The following is a 19,460-nucleotide window of genomic DNA, read 5'->3' as shown; positions in this document are numbered from 1 at the left end:
GGCTAAAGCCGCTTGAGTCGGTTTTCCTCTCCGTGATAAATCACGGAGCTTCCAACCCTCCCAGGAGTTTTACGTGACAAAATTGATGATTTCTGATTTTTAACGATTCCTATGTCTTTCGCCGATGCTGCCATTCAAGTTTTAGAAGATGTTGGCTCTCCCCTCCACTATCGCAAAATTGCTGAAATCGCGATCGCACGGAATTTAATTCCAACGAACGGCAAAAGTCCCGAAGCCACCCTCAACGCCATCATCGCCGTCGAAATCAAACAGAAGGGCGATCACAGTCGCTTCGTGAAGATTAATCGCGGGGTTTTTGGGTTGAGAAAATGGGATGTAACCTCGATGGATTCCGAATCGAATTCGACGACATCAGACCCGCAAACCGAACGCCGGGTTAAAATTCCCCACTTTCCCACCTATTCGGAATTGAGATTGATTTTACCGATTTGGAATGGACGCGATCGCGCGCAAATCACGGGACTGCGATCGGCGATAATGAGTCTGTCGGGAACCCCCCAAAATCCGGTAGATTGGACCAATCCTGATCGCTGGATCTCCGAACGCCTGGAAGGGGAAAATCGAGAACTGGCGGAGGCGATTTGGACGGGAAGCGATCGCCGGGTGAACCCCCGTCACGTTTACGGACACTGGCTGCTGTCTCGAATCTATGAATTGCTGGAAGACGATTCAGGGGGGAAAGTTGTATTAACTGATGCGGGACGGGATTTTATCTGCCATTCCTTGGGAGACGTTGAAAAACAAATTGACGAACGGGAAGGCTTATTAAAATTACTAAGTGTGGTGGCTGAAAAAGGGGGAGGTCGTCGCGGAGATTTTGTACCCGATTGGTCGGACTATCTCAAGCGTTACTCCCAATTCGGCACAGACAGCACCATCAAAGATACGCTGTGGCGGCGGCTTTACAATTTAGCCGATCGCGAATTATTGATCAAAACGGGGACAACCTACAGCATTACCGACGCGGGTTTGAATTATTTGAAAGATTCGGGAGGCGATGAAGAACTCGACGGCGGGGGGAAAGTACAGGAAATTTTAACCCTGGTTAAAGAGCAGAAAGCCTCGGTCAGATCCAGCATTAAAGAAATCCTATCGACGATGGCTCCCACCGCTTTTGAGTATTTGATCAAGCAATTGTTGGAGGCAATGAATTATCAAAATGTGGAGGTGACATCACCGACGAATGATAAGGGAGTCGATGTGGTCGCGGATATCGAACTGGGGATCACTTCGGTGCGGGAAGTGGTGCAGGTGAAGCGACAACAGGGGAACATTCAAAGACCAATTTTGGATGCTTTGCGGGGGTGTTTGTATCGGTTTCAAGCGGTGCGGGGTACGATTATCACCACGGGCGATTTTTCCAAGGGGACGGTGGAGGTGGCGTTCGCCCCGGGTGCGCCGCCAATCACGTTAATCAACGGAGAAAAACTGCTGGATCTGTTAATCGAATATGGAATCGGGGTGAAAACGAAAGCGATCGAAGTATTAGAACTGGATGCCGATGCCTTCGCTCAGAATGATAGTTATACCTCCGATTTAGAATGAAATTCTAATTCCACTAGAATAGACGGCCCGTGTTCTCCTAGCAGTCCTTTCCCCCCGGCTGTATTTTCTACCAGAACTGTAATGGTAAGTTGTTGGATCATATTCCCTCTGGCAGGATATGTATTTAATAGAGGCGATCGCTCTATGTTGAATAAAAAATCAAGCGTATACCCATGTAACCCCCACAAGAATATGGTAACTGATGGGGAAGGGAATTGTCAAGGGTTGGCGGAAATGAGGCGCGGACGGGATGTTGAATAAAAAATCAAGCGTATAGCCATGTAACCCCCACAAGAATATGGTAACTGATGGGGAAGGGAATTGTCAAGGGTTGGGGGGAAATGAGGCGCGGACGGGATATTGAATAAAAAATCAAGCGTATAGCCATGTAACCCCCACAAGAATATGGTAACTGATGGGGAGGGGAATTGTCAAGGGTTGGGGGGAATGAGGCGGGGGCGGGGGAGAGGGTGGCTAATTGACAAATTCGAGTATTTGATTGGCGGTAATTTGTGGCTGTTCGAGGTGGGGAACATGACCGCATTTGTCAATCCAGATAAGTTTACTGTTAGGGATAGCGGTTCGGAATTTATCGGCATCTTTGGTTCCCAAGATTTTGTCATTGTTGCCCCATAAAATTAAGGTGGGTTGTTGAATAGTATTTAAGCGATCGCCAAAAGCACCATAACCGCCACTTTTGGTAAACTCAATTAAACCGCGATTCCATAATGGTGATTGTAGATGCCACGCGGCGCATAACTGAGCATCACGGGAGGCGAGGGTTTTGTCAAAATAGGCGTTTTCGCTGATACTTTGGCGAACTTTGGGTTGTCGCAGAAATTCGGTAGCGAGATAGTCGAAGGGTGGAAATAAAAACTTGCCAGCGATGGGACCTTTATTGATTCCGGCACTATCAATTAGGACGAGAGATTGTACAGCGTGGGGATGATTTAGGGTAAAGTCGATGGCTGTAGCACCTCCCATAGAAGCGCCAACTAAGATAACTGGCTGATTGATGCGGGATTGCCAGAAAGCGTAGAGATGGGCTAGGATATGAGCAGGATTAACGGTTAAATAAGGCGATCGCTGCGTAAAGCCAAAGCCCAATAGATCCACGGCCCAGGTTTCGGTGGTATTAGCTAATAGTGGTAAGAGTCGGCGAAACTCTAGGACGGAACTATCGAAACCGTGTAGGAGAAGAATGGGAGGCTGTGGGTTTCCTTGGCGGACATAGGTAGTGAGGATAGGTTGAGGGACGGCTGGGAGGGTTATGGGTTGAGCAATAATTGCTTCAGCGAGGGAGATAGAAGTCAATTCGGTGAGTGGTTCAGCCAGTGGGGGTAAATACTCAGGAAACATAAAAAGCAATGGCAATCAGTAATTATAATCTAAACCAACAGGGATGCGATCGCATTGGAAAAGATCTGGCTATGGGAGTTTCATGGTAAAGAATAAACCCTATACTAGATAGGAAAGTGTTGAGATTATCCTGTTATTGCTATGCTTAAAGCTCTGCTGGGCGATCCTAATGCCCGGAAAATCAAAAAATATCAGCCTGTAGTGACGGATGTTAATATCCTAGAGGAAGATGTGCGATCGCTCTCCGATGAAGGTCTAAAGGCAAAGACGGGGGAGTTTAAGGAGATGTTGGCGAAAGCCAAAAACCGGGAGGAAAGGGAACAAATCCTGGAGGAAATTTTACCGTTAGCGTTTGCTGTAGTCAGGGAGGCTTCCCGACGGGTGTTAGGAATGCGGCACTTTGATGTTCAGGTGCTGGGGGGTATGATTTTACATAAGGGGGAAATCGCGGAGATGAAAACGGGGGAAGGAAAAACCCTGGTTTCGACCCTCCCGGCTTATCTAAATGGGTTATCAGGTCACGGGGTGCATATTATCACGGTTAATGATTATTTAGCGCGTCGTGATGCTGAGTGGATGGGACAGGTACACCGTTTTCTGGGGTTGAGTGTGGGATTAATCCAGCAGGGAATGGGTCCAGAGGAACGGAAAAAGAACTATAGCTGTGATATTACCTACGCAACTAACAGTGAGGTTGGGTTTGACTATTTGCGGGATAATATGGCGACCTCTATGGAAGAGGTGGTGCAGCGTCCTTTCAATTATTGCATTATTGACGAAGTGGACTCGGTGCTAATTGATGAGGCGCGCACTCCGTTGATTATCTCTGGTCAGGTAGAACGTCCTAGTGAGAAGTATATGAGGGCGGCGGAGGTGGCGAAGGCGCTACAGAAGGATAAGGAACATTATGAGGTGGACGAAAAGGCGCGTAATGTTCTGCTGACGGATGAGGGTTTTGCGGCGGCGGAAGAGTTTTTGGGGGTTAAGGATTTATATGATCCTAATGACCCTTGGGCGCATTTTGTGTTTAATGCGTTGAAAGCAAAAGAATTGTTTATCAAGGATGTTAATTATATCGTTCGGGATGATGAAGTCGTTATTGTAGACGAGTTCACGGGACGGGTAATGCAGGGTCGGCGTTGGAGTGATGGCTTACATCAGGCGATCGAGGCTAAGGAAGGTGTGGAAATTCAGCCGGAAACCCAAACTTTGGCGACAATTACTTATCAAAATTTCTTTTTGCTATATCCCAAATTGTCGGGGATGACGGGGACGGCGAAAACTGAGGAGGCGGAAATTGAGAAGATTTATAATTTGCAGGTGACGGTAGTTCCGACTAACCGACCGACGGCTCGTGCGGATTTGTCGGATATGGTTTATAAAACTGAGCAGGGGAAATGGCTGGCGATCGCTACTGAATGCGCGCAAATGCACAATATGGGTAGACCTGTATTGGTGGGAACTACCAGTGTGGAAAAATCGGAGTTGCTTTCTGGTTTGTTATCACAGCAGGAGGTTCCCCATAATCTTTTGAATGCGAAGCCGGAAAATGTGGAAAGGGAATCAGAAATTGTGGCGCAGGCTGGTCGCAAAGGGGCTGTAACTATTGCTACTAACATGGCGGGGCGAGGAACTGATATTATCCTGGGGGGTAATGCTGATTATATGGCGCGGTTGAAGTTACGGGAGTATTTTATGCCCCGAATTGTCAAACCGCAAGATGAGCGAGAATTGGCTATCCCTCAAATCGGAGGGGGTCCCCGTCGTAATAAGCCCCAGGGTTTTGCTGCTGCTGATAAGCCGAAGGTTTGGAAGGTGGCGGCGGGAATTTTTCCCACGGAGTTGTCGGTAGAGACTCAAGAGAAACTGCGATCGGCGGTAGATTTTGCGGTGTCGGTTTATGGGGAACGTAGTGTTCCTGAACTTATGGCTGAGGATATCCTAGCTGTAGCCTCGGAAAAAGCTCCCACTACTGATGTGGTGGTTCAGCGGATACGGGAGGTTTATCAGGCTATTGTGGCTGAGTATGAGGTGTTTACTCATGAGGAACATGATGAGGTGGTGTCCCTGGGAGGATTGCACGTTATCGGTACAGAACGCCATGAGTCCCGTCGGGTAGATAACCAGTTGCGGGGAAGGGCTGGTCGTCAGGGAGACCCGGGTTCGACTCGCTTCTTTTTGAGTCTGGAAGATAATTTGCTACGGATTTTTGGTGGTGAACGGGTGGCGGCGATGATGACGGCTTTTCAGGTGGAGGAGGATTTACCTATTGAGTCGAAGTTGTTGACGCGATCGCTGGAAAATGCCCAGAAAAAGGTAGAAACTTATTATTATGATATCCGTAAGCAGGTGTTCGAGTACGACGAGGTAATGAATAATCAGCGTCGGGCTATTTATGCGGAACGCCGCCGGGTATTGGAAGGTCAGGATCTCAAGGAACAGGTGATTAAGTATGGCGAAAAGACGATGGATGATATCGTCGAGGCTTATATTAACCCGGATCTGCCTTCGGAAGAGTGGGATCTTGAGACTTTGGTGGCTAAGGTGAAGGAGTTTGTTTATTTGCTGAAGGATCTGACTTCTGAACAGTTGTTTGATATGACGGTTGAGGAGATTAAGACTTTCTTGTATGAACAACTGCGTAATGCCTATGATATTAAGGAGGCTCAGGTAAATCAGATTCGCCCTGGACTGATGCGTGATGCGGAAAGGTTTTTTATTCTCCAACAGATTGATACTCTGTGGCGGGAACATTTGCAGCAAATGGATGCTTTGCGGGAGTCTGTGGGTCTGCGAGGCTATGGTCAGAAAGACCCGCTGGTGGAGTATAAACGGGAGGGTTACGAACTTTTCCTGGATATGATGACGGATATTCGCCGGAATGTGATTTACTCGATGTTCCAGTTTCAGCCTCAGCCTGCGGTGGCTTAATTGGGAAATGCTCTTGACAATCTCGGAAAATAGTATATATTGGTTGTCAAGTGTGAGGAGTAAGGTTTGAAGGAAGAGGTACTTGGGGTCGAAACTCGGCCAGACTCCCAAGTGCCTTTTCCGTTTTTATAGTCAAATTCGGGGATGTTTTAGCCAGTTTCGCAAGTTACCCCACCAGAGACGGGGATGGTCGCTGGATTTGATTTGAGAATTAGCCATAGACAGCAGCAGGGGAACACCTCCAACCCGCGCCGCCATCAGAACATGAAGGGCGATCGCCACAATCATAATTGCCCAAGCTAACAGGTGGATATTATACGACAAATGGTGTGTTTCCCCTACCCTCAGCCAGTTTTCGTCCTGGAATTTCCCAGAAATGACGGCTAGTGCTAGGGCTAATAAGGCTATGGTGTTGGTGATTCGATGGAGGGTGTACCACCAGATTGGCTGTGGGGTCCGTTTGAGTTGGGCTAGGGTGTCAGGTTGGATGAGGCGTTTTTTCCCCCGACGTAGGCTGTAGTAGGTGAAGGCTAAGGCCATAAAAAATAGGAAAAATCCCCAGGTTCCATGGATGTCGATCAGGTTGCTATCTTCCGGGATTAACCAGAGAGTCCCGAAACGGCGATCGTAGCTTTCGTAAACGAGATAGCCAGTGATAATACATCCAAATACTAAAAGGCTATTCAAGCCGTGTAATAGGCGAAATAGCAAGGGCTGGTAGGGTTTGGAAGCGCTCATAATTAGGTCTTTTTGAGTTTCTTTATCAATAGTATAGCAGGGTTTTAGGATAACTTGCACAATGGGTATAATTATCCTTTGTTCTCCGTGTGATTTGGGCGAGAAAAGGAGTAATCTATAATGAGAAAGGCTATTACAATAGGGTAAATTCTGTGGTTGTCTCAAACCATGAAGTTTCGATTAATTTGAGGGTTAATCCTAAGCTATGGCAGGATTTCCAGCAACGTTGTGCGACCTATCAAATGTCCCCTGAACAGGTGTTAGTTGGGTTAATCAAAATTTATCTGGCACCTCTGGATCATCAGGTAGCGATCGCCTTTTCCTCTGGTTCAGATGGGAGAATGGATCTCGATATCAAACAAATTATTGAAGATTATTTGCAACAAAATCTGGAACCCCAAATTCGGGACATATTGCCGAATTATATAGACTCAAAAGCGAGCGATCGCGCTTCTGCACCACCGCCGCCAGCATCCCCGGCTGGTAAGTTATCAAATAAGTTATCAAAACCCTCGCCACCATCATCACGCCAACCATCACCTAAAGAAGTTGATTCTCGCTTAAAAACCGGCAAAGAATTAGCGCAAATTTTGGGAGTTTCCGCCCCATATATTACCACTTTAAACCGCCTAGGAGAACTACATAAACGGGGATGGCAAGATTCTGGTCAAAGGCGAGGAAAAACCATCTTATATGAACCCATATCGCCGCCTTAATTTTTACCCATAAATGGATAGGATTGTAGTCCCCATAGTCGCCATTCACCCCCAGCCTAGTTGGGGCGCAAACTTGTCTGACTATCAAGAGGAGAAGTGTGGAAGAATGAAAAGACAGCAGCCAGAAACAGTCCCCAGACCGAAATCAAGCATCTTTATAGTATAATCCAAGTTACAGCCTGTTCAGAAATCATCTGATCACCTCTCAAAGTCCCTCTCCCTTTCTGGGATCCAGATTTAGGGTGAGGGCAATGTATTAAGCGACTGGTGAACAAGCTGTATAACTTAGACAGACACAGACCATATCAAAGAAAAATCCATAAGAATGCTGTCAGAAATTACCTTAGAAAACTTTTTTAGTTTCCGAAAACCCACAACCATCAAGCTGAATCCTGGTGTGAATATTCTCCTAGGTATTAATGGTAGTGGCAAATCCAACTTGTTAAAGGCGATCGCTTTACTGTATGAGATTATTGCCGGGAATGGATTGGAAAAGACTTTTTTAAAAAAGTGGAGTGGCTTTGATGCCGTGGCCAATTTTAATGAGGACACCAAAGACTATATAAAACTCGGCTTTGAATTTAGCAAAGATGCAATTCACCAAAATCACAATAGAAGAGGATTCCAATTTAAAACTAATCCCATTTACGAACTCACAATCTTTAAAGCGGGGTCAACTTCATATTACTTGAAAGAAAAGCTATATTGCCGAAGTGATGATCAAGATGATTTTATCTTCATGGACATGAATAATGCCCAGGGAGTTATTTCCACTCGGGAAGAAGGAAAAGTGGGTTTTCAGAGATATCCCCAAGAAAGTCAACAGGTCAATTTTAAATCCACAGAACCCGTTTTAAGTCAGATTTCAGACCCGGAGAGATTTTATCCTATTTTCACCTTAAAAAGAGCTTTAGAAGAGGTAGCTGTCTATTATTATTTTGATACCACCTTTGAAAGTGTCATCAGACAACCTTCCAGCTATGGTACTGAAAGAAAATTGTCCCATGATGGACAAAACCTGATGACGATTATTAACAACATCAGAAATAACAATTCTCTCTGGTATGCTGAAATCGAGCAAGCCATCAAGAAAATTAACCCACATTTTAAAGACATCAATTTTAATTTTTTGGGTTCTAAATTATACTTAGTCCTTCGTGAAGATTATCTGGCTAAGTCAGTTTCTATGGAACATATCTCAGATGGAACCCTCCGCTATCTTTTGCTATTATCCATATTATTTAACCCTGAACGAGGTAACTTAGTCTGTATTGATGAGCCGGAAACAAATCTTCATCCCGACATGATTAATACCATCACAGATGCACTCAAGCAAGCATCGAAAAATACGCAAATAATCGTAACGACTCATTCACCATTGCTGCTAAATTCATTCGATATTGAGGATGTATTAATATTTAAAAAAAACCAGAAAAATGAGACAGAGGTAAATTTTAAGTCATCAGATGAGTTTGAGGACTGGCTTGATAATTTTCTGGTCGGTCAAGCATGGCTGCAAGGTCTTATAGGCGGTAAAAGATGGTAGATATTCCGTTGATATACATAAATTTGAATTACATAGAGTTAGCCAATCATAGCCATCCATTCATGTCTGTAATATACCCAAAATTCAGACAAATCATGAAATGAAGGCGGTGAGACATGATATATATTACGATTTATATAGAAGTAGTTAAAGCACAAAATAAGGCGATTTTAACTGTTCATAAGCTGTTGATGTTTATAAATTAATCGGATTACTAGACTTAAAAACTATCATGGAAGATTTCGATGAAGCTAAATGGTTGCTTGCTTATATCGATTCTCATCAGGATGAGTAACAGAATAGCCACTTTCCAAGTTATTGGGTAAGGTGATAGGTTTAGGGGGTCTGACACTGGAGCGATCGCCTATAGTAACTATGGGGTTGACCCTTTCCTGAACCATTGGGGTGGGTATGAATAATATAGTAGTGCGATCGCTATTTATGGGAAAATCTTAGGTAATCCATATAAAAATTAGACCATGAAAACTGTTGATTGGATTGTAGTTGGTGCGGGAATTGCTGGTGCTTCCCTCAGTTATGAATTAGCCAAAACCGGATTTTCCGTGATGTTAATAGATCAGTTTCCGACCCCAGAAAATGCTACGCGCTACAGTTATGGGGGACTAGCTTATTGGGGGGGTTATAATGATTTAACCTATGAATTGTGTCAACAGGGACGGAAACGCCATCAGGTTTTATCAGAGGAGTTAGGGGTTGATACACAGTTGCGGGAAGTCGATCTGGTGTTAACAGTCCCCAGAGATACTCACCCGGAAGCTATAGCCGCTAATTATCCCCCTTTTGTGACTCCTCCTAGGTGGGTGGATACTCAAACCGCTTGCGAATTAGAACCCCTACTAAACCCGGAAGAAATAGCTGGTGCGTTTACGGTGCGCCATGGTCACATTTTACCAGAGGCTCTAAACCAGGGATATATACATGGTTTCCAACGGTTAGGGGGAACTGTCAAAATTGGCATAGTTTCTGATTTAATCAGAGTGGGAAATCGGATAACTGGTGTGATTGCAGATGGGGAAAATTTATCGGCTGCTAATGTGGTGGTTTGTGCGGGTGGTATGAGTAGGGAACTGTTAAAAGCAGCGGGAATTAAAGTAAAAATACACTTTACTCATACGGAGGTTTTAGAAACCGATAAATTGCCGCCAAAATTGAGAACTGTAGTGATGTCGGCGACTATGCCCAGATTTAGGCTGGAAGCGATCGCTACTCAGCCGGAACTAGAAGAGTTGTGGGATGACCCCTATCAGGAATTAGCACCATTTATTATAGACCCTAGTGCTGTACAATTGTTAGATGGTCGTTTGAGAATCGGGCAACCTTCGCGAACTTTGAGTAATCCCAACGCGGTGATTAATCAGGCGGAAAGTGAGGCAACTATCCGAGAGGCGATCGCCAAAATTTTACCGAGTTTAGCCGATTTGCCAGCCACTTGGCATCACTGTTTAGTCGCCTTTAGCGGGGATGGTTTACCCCTGATAGGTGCGGTGCCGAATTGGTCAGGAATCCATATATTTTCAGGCTTTAGTAATCCCTTGGTATTTGTGCCACCCTTAGCCCAGCGCTATGGGGAGTATCTAGCTGGAAAAGCCGATTCTATATTTGAGCAATTATCTCCCAGTAGATTATATGTTTAAATATCGTGATACTAATGGGGTTTAATGGCTGTCAACAAATGTAGCCGGGAGGATGCTTTGGTCTAGCCCAGAGGGAAACACATTAACGAACATTAACAAAAATTAAGTGTTCAGTGTCAAGATTTAACTAGCAAGGGTTCAGTTTTATGGCAGAATAAGTGTAGTCCCAATGGGTGAGCGTTGGATCATTTTTATGGCTAAGTTTGTTTTTATTACAGGTGGGGTCGTCTCCAGTATCGGTAAGGGAATTGTGGCCGCGAGTTTAGGGCGTTTGCTAAAATCCCGTAACTATTCGGTCTCCATCCTCAAGTTAGATCCCTATATTAACGTCGATCCGGGAACTATGAGTCCGTTTCAGCATGGGGAGGTGTTTGTTACCCAAGATGGGGCAGAAACTGATTTAGACTTGGGACATTATGAAAGATTTACTGACACTTCTATGTCCCGGCTCAATAGTGTGACAGCGGGGGCGATTTATCAAGCTGTAATCAATAAAGAGAGACGGGGAGACTATCAAGGGGGAACAGTCCAGGTGATCCCCCATATTACCAATGAGTGTAAGGAACGTATCCATAGGGTAGCCCAGAATACTCATTCAGATGTGGTAATTACAGAGGTGGGTGGAACCGTGGGGGATATCGAGTCTTTACCCTTTTTGGAGGCGATCCGACAATTTCGGAAAGATGTGGGCCGAAAAAATGTGGTCTATCTCCATGTTACCTTAATGCCTTTTATTAGTGCGGCGGGGGAGATGAAAACTAAGCCGACTCAACATTCGGTCAAGGAATTGCGATCAATTGGTATTCAACCAGATATTCTGGTTTGTAGATGCGATCGCCCTTTACCTATGGGGATAAAAGAGAAGATCTCCGAGTTTTGCGATGTAGAGGTAGAGAGTGTGATTACAGCCCAAGATGCTGATAGCATTTACGAAGTACCCCTAATTTTGGAAAAAGAAGGACTCGCCCAGCAAACCTTGGAACTTCTACAATTAGAACAGCGACAGCCAGATCTGAGTTCTTGGCAAACTCTTGTCGATCGCCTCTATCATACCCAAAGGGGTGGATTGGCGACTATGGAACCCACCCCCGTGGAAATTGCGATCGTCGGTAAATACATCCAGTTAAGCGATGCTTACCTATCCGTAGTAGAAGCCGTGCGCCATGCAGCAATTGATGTGGGAACCGAAGTCAATCTCAGATGGGTAAATTCAGAAGACCTACAAACTGATGATGTACAATCAGCCCTGAAAGAAGTTCACGGTATTATTGTACCGGGGGGATTTGGGGTCAGGGGAATTGATGGTAAAATTGCGGCGATTCGTTATGCCAGAGAACATCAAATCCCGTTTTTAGGTCTATGCTTAGGGATGCAATGTTCTATTATCGAATGGGCGCGTTATTGTGCGGGACTAGCAAACGCAGATAGTGCCGAATTTGATCCCAACACCCCTAACCCGGTAATTAACTTATTACCAGAACAGCAGGATGTTGTCGATCTTGGTGGAACTATGCGTTTAGGGTTATATCCTTGTAGGTTAAAGCCTGATACCCTCGCCTCCAAACTGTACGATCAGGAAGTGGTTTATGAACGCCACCGACATCGGTATGAGTTTAATAATGCCTATCGAAGTCTATTTTTGGAAACCGGTTATATGATCAGTGGTACATCTCCAGATGGTCGCTTGGTAGAAATTATTGAATTTCCCGAGCATCCATTTTTCATTGCTACCCAATTCCATCCTGAGTTTCAATCTCGACCTAATACTCCCCACCCCCTGTTCAAAGGGTTAATTCAAGCCGCTTGTCATTTATTAAAGAAAGACAAGACAACCACCTTGGGGTCAGAAAGTAAACCTCCGGCGGTAGTCAATAATTCCGCTGATAAGTCCTAGCAATTACCGCCCACCAATTGAATTTTATCAGTTGGTTGGGGCTGGATTTTGGTAATCTATAATGCTGCATTTTTCCTAAGACTAATTATGGCAAGAATCACAGATTTGAGGTAATCTTGTGGCGCACTGGATTAAATTGATATATGAAAGAGAAACCTATATTATCGATCTCCATAGCATCGGTGCATTTTGTTTTGGCTTAAATCATCGCCTAACCTTTTGGTTAAAAGACGGTAACTATCCTATTGTAATTAATCCAAAAACTCACCCAGAAACCTATCAAATTATTCTCGATTACATCAAAACACAAACAGCAGAAAGTCCAGAAACAGGGTTTTGGATTAAGTTTAATTATGACCGCAATGAATATATAATTGATTTGAGTCGTATCCAAGTATTTAGCTGTGATGGTACTCAGCGGATTGTATTTTGGTTGGCGAATACCCGTGAACAGGTAGTGATTAATCGCCACAGCAACCCGGGTACTTATCAAAGAATTCAAGATTATATTTATAAAACTACCGGCTATTCAATGCCATAAATCGCTAACTATAAAAAAAAGATTAAAACTTATCGGTTTTGGTGTATAGGTGTCCTACAGTGTAAAACGGCAATCGACTTTTCGGGGAAAGATTCCTGAAAAGAAATGATATCTTGAATAATTCCAAAATGCAGAAGTTAACTGATCAGGATTTATGGCGAAATTATGTTAATGGTCAACGAGATTTTGTAAAGATTGAAATAGTGAGAGCAAATTTATTTGAGGTAGATTTGCGAAATATTCAACTGCTAGCAAGTCGATTAATTAAAGTATATATGCCCTATGCTAATTTAAGTTATGCTAATTTGAGCAATACAGAGATTATTGAGAGTGAATTTGGGGATGTGAAGCTGAAGGAGGGTAATTTATCTGATGCTTGCCTATCCCATAGTAATTTTTATCGAGCTAATCTGCGCTATAGTAACTTACAGAGGGCTCAATTGTCTGATGTCAATTTACAAGCGGCGGACTTGTATAATGCGGATTTACAAGATGCTTATCTAGTCAATGTTGACCTACAGGGTGCTAACCTGGAAGGAGCCCAGATAGAAAAGGCTATATTTATTGGTTGTAACCTGTTTCGGGCTAAGGGAGTTAATCTATCTCCTGAACAATGCGATCGCACTATTGGTCCCAATGGGTTTATGTAAAGATAGTCAGATTTCATCTGACCAAGGCTCGGAATAATTTATAATCAAATGAGCGTCAAAATTCCGATCGCCATAGTATCCAGTGTCAGAGCCATTTAAAACTTACTTATCCTTTCCCCGGCTGTTAGAGGGAAATAGCCCAGACCTAGACTGGGAAGCCACTTTAGGGGATTTACCCACTTATCATTTTGGGCTCAAATCAGATAGCCTGGTGTCAGAAGTAGTCCGACAATTTCAGCGTCACGCTTTACTACCTGGGGTATTAATTTGGGAAGACATAGAATCGGAGGAACCCCAATTAGTGGGGCTACTTTCCCGACGACAATTATTAGAGTTTTTCATCCGACCTCAAGGGGGGGAAATGTTGTCAAGTCAACCCTTGGGAGTTTGTTATAGCTATGGGGGTTTCCCGATGCTGGTTTTACCGGAAACGATGACGATTTTAGAAGCGGCGCGCTATGCTAGAAGGCGATCGCCAGAACTAATTGCCGAACCAATTGTTGTAGCTCATCGAGGAAATCCAGCCATCCCCTATTCTATTTTAAATATTGACGATCTCAATATTGCCCATTGGCAAATTAGAGGTATTGAAACCCAAGTGCGTTATGAACGCACCCAGATCCAAATGATTCAGAGTGAAAAAATGAGTAACCTAGGGCGCTTGGTAGATGGTGTCGCCCACGAAATCTTAGATCCGGTGGGATTTATTTGGGGTAATCTTACCCATTTAAACGAATACGCCCAAGGGTTAATGGAGTTATTATCAGCTTATGAGAAGCATTTTCCCCAAGTGCCGCCAGAGATTGAAGCTAAACAGGAGGAGATAGACTTAGACTTTGTGCGATCGGATTTACCGCGAGTAGTTGCTAGTATTAGTGGAGGGGCCGATCGCCTAAATCGATTAGCCACCAGCTTACAGAACTTCTGCCATATTGATAATGTCCACCCCAAGCCAGCAGATTTGCAGGGGTCTTTGGATGGTATTGTCTTGTTAATCCAAAGCCAAATCAAAGGGGAAATCGAAATTATTAGGCACTACGGTCAAGTTCCGCCGATTTCCTGCTATATTGGACAGTTAAATCAGGTGTTTATGAATATTCTCACCAATGCGGTTAGCGCTCTGATTGATCGGGCGGTGAGACAGGACTGGGTAGAAGAGTTTGGGCCAGTGCATCGGGTTCAAAGAAGCGATCGCCCCCGAATTGAAATTACCATCAAGGTTAGTGCCATGACAGACGACCAAGGAGATACCCCCAGGGGGGAGTCAAATCAGGAGTCCTGGGTTTTAATTAAAATAAGTGATAATGGTCTGGGGATGTCATCGTCGCAGTTGAAAAAAATCCTGGAGTCATTCTCGGCTCATCGTCGCGCTGACAAAGAAACCAGTTTAGGGTTAAGCTATCAAATTGTCACCGCCAAACACGGAGGCAAGCTAAATCTGCGATCGCAACTGGGTGTAGGCACAGAATTTGAAATTTGGCTCCCCCTAACCTAAATCTAAATTAAACCCCCTTTGATCACCTGTAACCATCATGCTCTGGACATCAATTTTTAGCCATTTCACAAGTCGCCATTTCCGCCTAATGAGGCAATTAGGGGGGTTACTACTGACCCTCCCCCTGTGGTTAAGTCTGGCGGGTGTGCGCCAAGCAGCATTCGCCCAAGCCCTATTACCTTACACTCTGCAAGTAGACTCAGAACATTTACAACAAACCGGAGATGGTTTAATTGAAGAAGCCGCCCAACTCACGCGATTTCAGCAATACCAACTCGCCCTACCCAGGGCTGAATTAGCGACCCAATTAGCACCCAAAAACTATCAAACCTGGGCTTTATTAGGTAGCCTTTACGTCCAGGTTGATCGCATAGAAGCCGGAATCGAAGCCCTAAACAGAGCCCAAGCCTTAGCCCCTGACAACCCAGCAATTAGGTTTGTCTTAGGGGATGCTTACTTTCGCAAAGGAGAGTATCAGAGGTCTGTGGAGGAAATCGAACAGGGTTTAAGAATCAATCCTAACGTTCCCGGAGCCTTGTTTGATTTAGGTAATGCCTATTTTCAACTGGGAAAATTCGACGAAGCGATCGCCAAATACAAAGAAGCCTATAACCTGGAAAGACTCCTCTGGCCAGCAATTAATAATATTGGTTTAGTGGAATACGAACTCGGTAAAACCGATTCAGCAGTGCAGCGTTGGGAAGAGGCTTTTGCCATTGATGAAACCGCCGCCGAGCCATTGTTAGCCATTGCAGTAGCCCTTTATCGACAGGGCGACACAGAAAGGGCTTTAACCTTGGGAGAACAAGCCCTGCAACTAGATAGTCGTTATGCAGAGCTTGAATTTCTCCGAGAAAATCTCTGGGGCGATCGCCTCATGGAGGATGCTCGGACTTTTTTTTCCACACCTCGGATGCAGCAAACCATCAGCCGACTCTAAGGATAGCATAGCTAATCCTTGGGGAGTAGGGACTTAATTTTATTGACAAATTCTTGATGATCAATGACAGGTTTGGAAATATAGTCGTCAGCGCCACTTTCCGCCAAAAAATCTTCGCGATCGCCCGCCATAGCGTGGGCGGTCACTAAAATAATTGGTAACTTGGCTGTATCTGGATCACCCTTGAGCAACTGGGTAATTTTAATCCCATCAACTGCTTTACCCAGATAGACACTGCGAGCCAATGACACATCCATCAAAATCAGGTCAGCCTCTCTAGTGCGAGCTATCTGCATTACTTCGTCTACGTTTTCAGTGTGCTTAACCGCTAATCCCCCTCGTTTGCTCAAAATTTTGGCAAAAACGCGGGCATTAACCGGATCGTCTTCTACAATCAGAACGGTCTTCATCAGAGTCTCCGCTGGACATACTCTCCAGTTACGATGTGCAATCATAACACGAGGTTGATAGTATTGGGCGAACCCAAAAAATCCCCGTCTCATATCATTATGACCGCAAAACGGGAACTTGAACCTGATTCCATCGGCAATTGAATCTGAAAATTTTGGTCAAAACGGGGCAACATTGCAGTTAACCTAAAATAGTAGGCTCCGAAATCGTCCTTAACTCAGGTGTTGAAATCCCTAGAGTTTCTCAAATATTAAAATTGCTAAACCCTAAAATCGATCCAACTCATGGCTAAACAGTTAAATTTTCTTTGCGGGGAAGTGATACCCACATCATTAACCAATGAAATGCAGCAATCGTACCTCGAATACGCCATGAGTGTAATTGTGGGGCGAGCGCTACCAGATGTCCGAGACGGCTTAAAACCAGTACACCGTCGCATATTATATGCCATGCACGAACTAGGGCTAACACCCGATCGCCCTTATCGTAAGTGTGCGCGGGTAGTTGGGGACGTATTAGGAAAATACCACCCCCACGGCGACCAGTCGGTATATGATGCTCTAGTGCGGTTAGTGCAAGAGTTTTCTAGTCGTTATCCGTTATTGGCGGGTCACGGTAACTTTGGTTCGGTAGATAACGACCCTCCCGCCGCCATGAGGTATACAGAGACCCGGTTAGCTGCTATTGGTAATGAGGGACTGCTTACCCAGGTAGGAGAAGCGACGGTTGATTTTACGAGTAACTTTGACAATTCCCAACAAGAACCCACAGTTCTCCCGGCGCAACTACCGTTTTTAATCCTCAATGGTAGCTCTGGTATCGCAGTAGGTATGGCGACTAATATTCCTCCCCACAATTTAGGGGAGGTAGTCGATGGCTTAATCGCTTTGATTGATCATCCCGACCTTTCCGATCAGAAGTTAATGCAACTCATTCCGGGACCGGACTTTCCCACTGGGGGGGAAATTGTGGCGACAGCAGGGATTGCAGAAGCCTACACATCAGGGCGAGGTAGTATTGTCATGCGGGGGGTGGCGAAAATTGAGCAAGTACCAACGGCGGGTCGTAAACGCACTAAAAATGCGATTGTGGTGACGGAATTACCTTTTCAGGTCAACAAAGCCGGATGGATTGAAAAGGTGGCGGTTTTGGTGAATGCGGGTAAATTGGAGGGGATTTCTGATATCCGAGACGAAAGCGATCGCGAAGGGATTAGAGTGGTAATCGAACTGAAACGGGAAGCCACCCCAGAAGTGGTGCTGCATAATCTCTATCAGCACACGGATTTGATGTCGAAATTTGGGGCGATTTTCCTGGCTTTGGTCAACAGTCAACCTCGACAACTGAGCCTTAAACAAATCCTCCAGGAATTTCTAGGGTTTCGTGAACAAACTCTCCTGCGTCGCTATAGATCCGAGTTACAGATAGCGGAACGTCGCGCTTTGATGGTGGGAGGCTTACTCAAGGCTTTAGCAGCTTTGGATGAGGTGATCGAGATTTTGCGAAATGCTCCCGATGGTACTTCGGCTAAAATATCCCTAGAAACTCGTTTAGATCTGACTGGCGAGCAAGCCGATACAATTCTAGCTATGCCCCTCAGACGATTGACGCAGTTGGAAGGGCAAAAGTTGCAGCAGGAAGCGGCGGAGTTGGCGGCGCAAATCGATCGCCTGCGCCTTTTATTATCAGAGCGCGCGGAGTTATTAAAATCCCTCAAAAAGGAATTGCGATCGCTCAAACGTCGATATTCAGACCCACGTCGCACTCGCATTGTTTCTTCAGAACCCCAGGAATCTCCCTCCGTGTCTGTCCCCTCCTCTCAGGAGGTGCATCCCTCCTCAAAACCTACGAAATCCAAGATTTTACGCCCCCAATTACCGGCCGTAGAAGAGACTTTGGTCGAAATGACCCTAAAAGGATATGTGCGACGAGTGACTCCCAGCGCCCTGTCTCGTCCCCAGTCCCGTGAGGATATTACGATTGAGGCGATCGATGATTTTCCCGTAGCTTCTTATCTAACTACCACAGCGGAAACCCTGGTGATTATTAACCGCATGGGTAAGGCTTACCCCTTGAGCGTGGCTGATATCCCCAGTGTGTCTCAGAAGTCCCGTGGTGTACCTTTAATCACCTTATTATCTCCCTCCGCCACCAAAGATGCCAGTAGTCGCCCTCAAGATTTGATTGTAGCTGCATTTGCGGGGGCGGGTTTACAAAGCTCTCCCCTAAGACGGACAACTGATGGCGGAACCTCCCCCAAGAGTGCTTTTTCCCCAGAGACTGATTTAATCATGCTATCAGCAGAGGGGAAGATTAAGCGCTTCTCCGGGACTGATTTCATGGATTTGAGTGCTAGGGGGATTACGGTAATGAAACTCAAAGATAATGATGAGTTGAGTTATGCTAATCTGGCTGCTACAGGCGATCAAGTGGTTTTAGCTACCTCTGGAGGGCGGCTGTTGCGTTTGGATATTAATTCTGAGCAGATCCCGGTCATGGGAAGAACCGCTCAGGGTTCTGTGGCTACCCGACTCCGAAAAAATGAACAGTTGGTGGGCTGTATTACGCTGTCATCAACGGGTGAGTTAAACAACCAGTTTATTCTGTTGGTGTCAGAACAAGGGTATTTTAAACGGATTTCTCTACAAAGTCTCCAACGTTCCCGTCGAGGGGGAATTGGTACTCAAATGTTACAGTTTCACACCCGTGATGATGCTTGTCGGGGGTTGGCGGCGATTAGTCCCGGTGAGGTTGTCTATTGTTTAACCAGTGAAAATCGTATGGTAACTTTAGTTCCTGATGTGGTTCCGGTTTGGGGTAAGGATGGTTATGGCGATCGCATGGTGGAATTGAATTCTGGGGAACGCATTTTGTCGGTGGTTAGCCCCATTTACCGTACAACAATGGAGGGTTAATCACTGAGAGCGATCGCTTTTTCTGTCATATCTCTCCCTGTTGGGTTTCACCCGAGCCACAAAGGGCGATCGCTTTTTCCGTCATATCTCTCCCTGTTGGGTT

General features: G+C 45.2%; 15 protein-coding genes. 11 read left to right on the top strand and 4 right to left on the bottom strand.

Translation table 11 applies throughout. From position 1 onward, the window contains the following. Positions 1-111: 111 nt before the first annotated feature. Positions 112-1,566 (top strand): restriction endonuclease, encoded by a 1,455-nt coding sequence (locus ACTIE0_RS11430; RefSeq protein ID WP_006624359.1) that lies wholly within the window; start codon positions 112-114, stop codon positions 1,564-1,566. Positions 1,567-2,040: 474 nt separating this feature from the next. Here the strand turns inward: ACTIE0_RS11430 and ACTIE0_RS11425 are convergent, their stop codons facing one another. Next, positions 2,041-2,925 (bottom strand): alpha/beta fold hydrolase, encoded by an 885-nt coding sequence (locus ACTIE0_RS11425; protein WP_006624358.1) that lies wholly within the window; start codon positions 2,923-2,925, stop codon positions 2,041-2,043. A 141-nt stretch (positions 2,926-3,066) separates the two neighbouring features. On the opposite strand from ACTIE0_RS11425, the gene secA reads away from it, so the two are divergent. After that, positions 3,067-5,856, top strand: coding sequence for a preprotein translocase subunit SecA (secA, locus tag ACTIE0_RS11420; RefSeq protein WP_006624357.1), 2,790 nt, complete (start codon positions 3,067-3,069; stop codon positions 5,854-5,856). Positions 5,857-5,988: 132 nt separating this feature from the next. Here the strand turns inward: secA and ACTIE0_RS11415 are convergent, their stop codons facing one another. Continuing rightward, positions 5,989-6,654 carry a cytochrome b/b6 domain-containing protein gene (locus ACTIE0_RS11415; RefSeq protein ID WP_006624356.1) on the bottom strand — a complete coding sequence of 222 codons (666 nt, stop codon included), beginning with the start codon at positions 6,652-6,654 and terminating at the stop codon, positions 5,989-5,991. Between the two features lie 92 nt (positions 6,655-6,746). On the opposite strand from ACTIE0_RS11415, the gene ACTIE0_RS11410 reads away from it, so the two are divergent. Together ACTIE0_RS11410 and ACTIE0_RS11405 are read left to right on the top strand one after the other, a co-directional pair. Further along, on the top strand, positions 6,747-7,310 hold the full coding sequence (locus ACTIE0_RS11410; RefSeq protein WP_006624355.1) for a hypothetical protein: 564 nt from the start codon (positions 6,747-6,749) through the stop codon (positions 7,308-7,310). A gap of 325 nt (positions 7,311-7,635) precedes the next feature. Beyond that, positions 7,636-8,856 (top strand): AAA family ATPase, encoded by a 1,221-nt coding sequence (locus ACTIE0_RS11405; protein WP_006668444.1) that lies wholly within the window; start codon positions 7,636-7,638, stop codon positions 8,854-8,856. Positions 8,857-9,107: 251 nt separating this feature from the next. Here the strand turns inward: ACTIE0_RS11405 and ACTIE0_RS11400 are convergent, their stop codons facing one another. Then, positions 9,108-9,257 (bottom strand): hypothetical protein, encoded by a 150-nt coding sequence (locus ACTIE0_RS11400; protein ID WP_006624353.1) that lies wholly within the window; start codon positions 9,255-9,257, stop codon positions 9,108-9,110. Between the two features lie 78 nt (positions 9,258-9,335). Between ACTIE0_RS11400 and ACTIE0_RS11395 the strand changes: the two genes are divergently transcribed. The 6 genes from ACTIE0_RS11395 to ACTIE0_RS11370 all read left to right on the top strand — a co-directional run bounded on the left by ACTIE0_RS11395 (position 9,336) and on the right by ACTIE0_RS11370 (position 16,031). After that, positions 9,336-10,511 carry an NAD(P)/FAD-dependent oxidoreductase gene (locus tag ACTIE0_RS11395; protein WP_006624352.1) on the top strand — a complete coding sequence of 392 codons (1,176 nt, stop codon included), beginning with the start codon at positions 9,336-9,338 and terminating at the stop codon, positions 10,509-10,511. 193 nt (positions 10,512-10,704) lie between these two features. Further along, positions 10,705-12,405, top strand: coding sequence for a CTP synthase (pyrG, locus tag ACTIE0_RS11390; RefSeq protein ID WP_035760109.1), 1,701 nt, complete (start codon positions 10,705-10,707; stop codon positions 12,403-12,405). Between the two features lie 118 nt (positions 12,406-12,523). Next, the gene (locus tag ACTIE0_RS11385) at positions 12,524-12,946 is read left to right on the top strand and encodes a hypothetical protein (protein WP_006624350.1); all 423 of its coding nucleotides are present in this window, start codon (positions 12,524-12,526) and stop codon (positions 12,944-12,946) included. 128 nt (positions 12,947-13,074) lie between these two features. Beyond that, positions 13,075-13,596 carry a pentapeptide repeat-containing protein gene (locus ACTIE0_RS11380; protein ID WP_006624349.1) on the top strand — a complete coding sequence of 174 codons (522 nt, stop codon included), beginning with the start codon at positions 13,075-13,077 and terminating at the stop codon, positions 13,594-13,596. An 82-nt stretch (positions 13,597-13,678) separates the two neighbouring features. Continuing rightward, complete coding sequence (locus ACTIE0_RS11375; RefSeq protein WP_006624348.1) at positions 13,679-15,091, top strand: sensor histidine kinase; 1,413 nt, start codon at positions 13,679-13,681, stop codon at positions 15,089-15,091. A gap of 88 nt (positions 15,092-15,179) precedes the next feature. Further along, on the top strand, positions 15,180-16,031 hold the full coding sequence (locus ACTIE0_RS11370; RefSeq protein WP_006668443.1) for a tetratricopeptide repeat protein: 852 nt from the start codon (positions 15,180-15,182) through the stop codon (positions 16,029-16,031). 11 nt (positions 16,032-16,042) lie between these two features. On the opposite strand, the gene ACTIE0_RS11365 is transcribed toward ACTIE0_RS11370, so the two are convergent. Next, a complete protein-coding gene (locus ACTIE0_RS11365) occupies positions 16,043-16,441 on the bottom strand; it encodes a response regulator (protein ID WP_006668442.1) in 399 nt (132 codons plus the stop codon). Between the two features lie 285 nt (positions 16,442-16,726). On the opposite strand from ACTIE0_RS11365, the gene ACTIE0_RS11360 reads away from it, so the two are divergent. Next, the gene (locus ACTIE0_RS11360) at positions 16,727-19,357 is read left to right on the top strand and encodes a DNA gyrase/topoisomerase IV subunit A (protein ID WP_006668441.1); all 2,631 of its coding nucleotides are present in this window, start codon (positions 16,727-16,729) and stop codon (positions 19,355-19,357) included. Positions 19,358-19,460: the final 103 nt, after the last annotated feature.

Origin of the sequence: Limnospira sp., assembly GCF_051859755.1 — a bacterium.
Taxonomy (GTDB): Bacteria; Cyanobacteriota; Cyanobacteriia; order Cyanobacteriales; family Microcoleaceae; genus Limnospira; species Limnospira fusiformis.
This window is presented reverse-complemented; position numbering and strand designations above follow the sequence as displayed.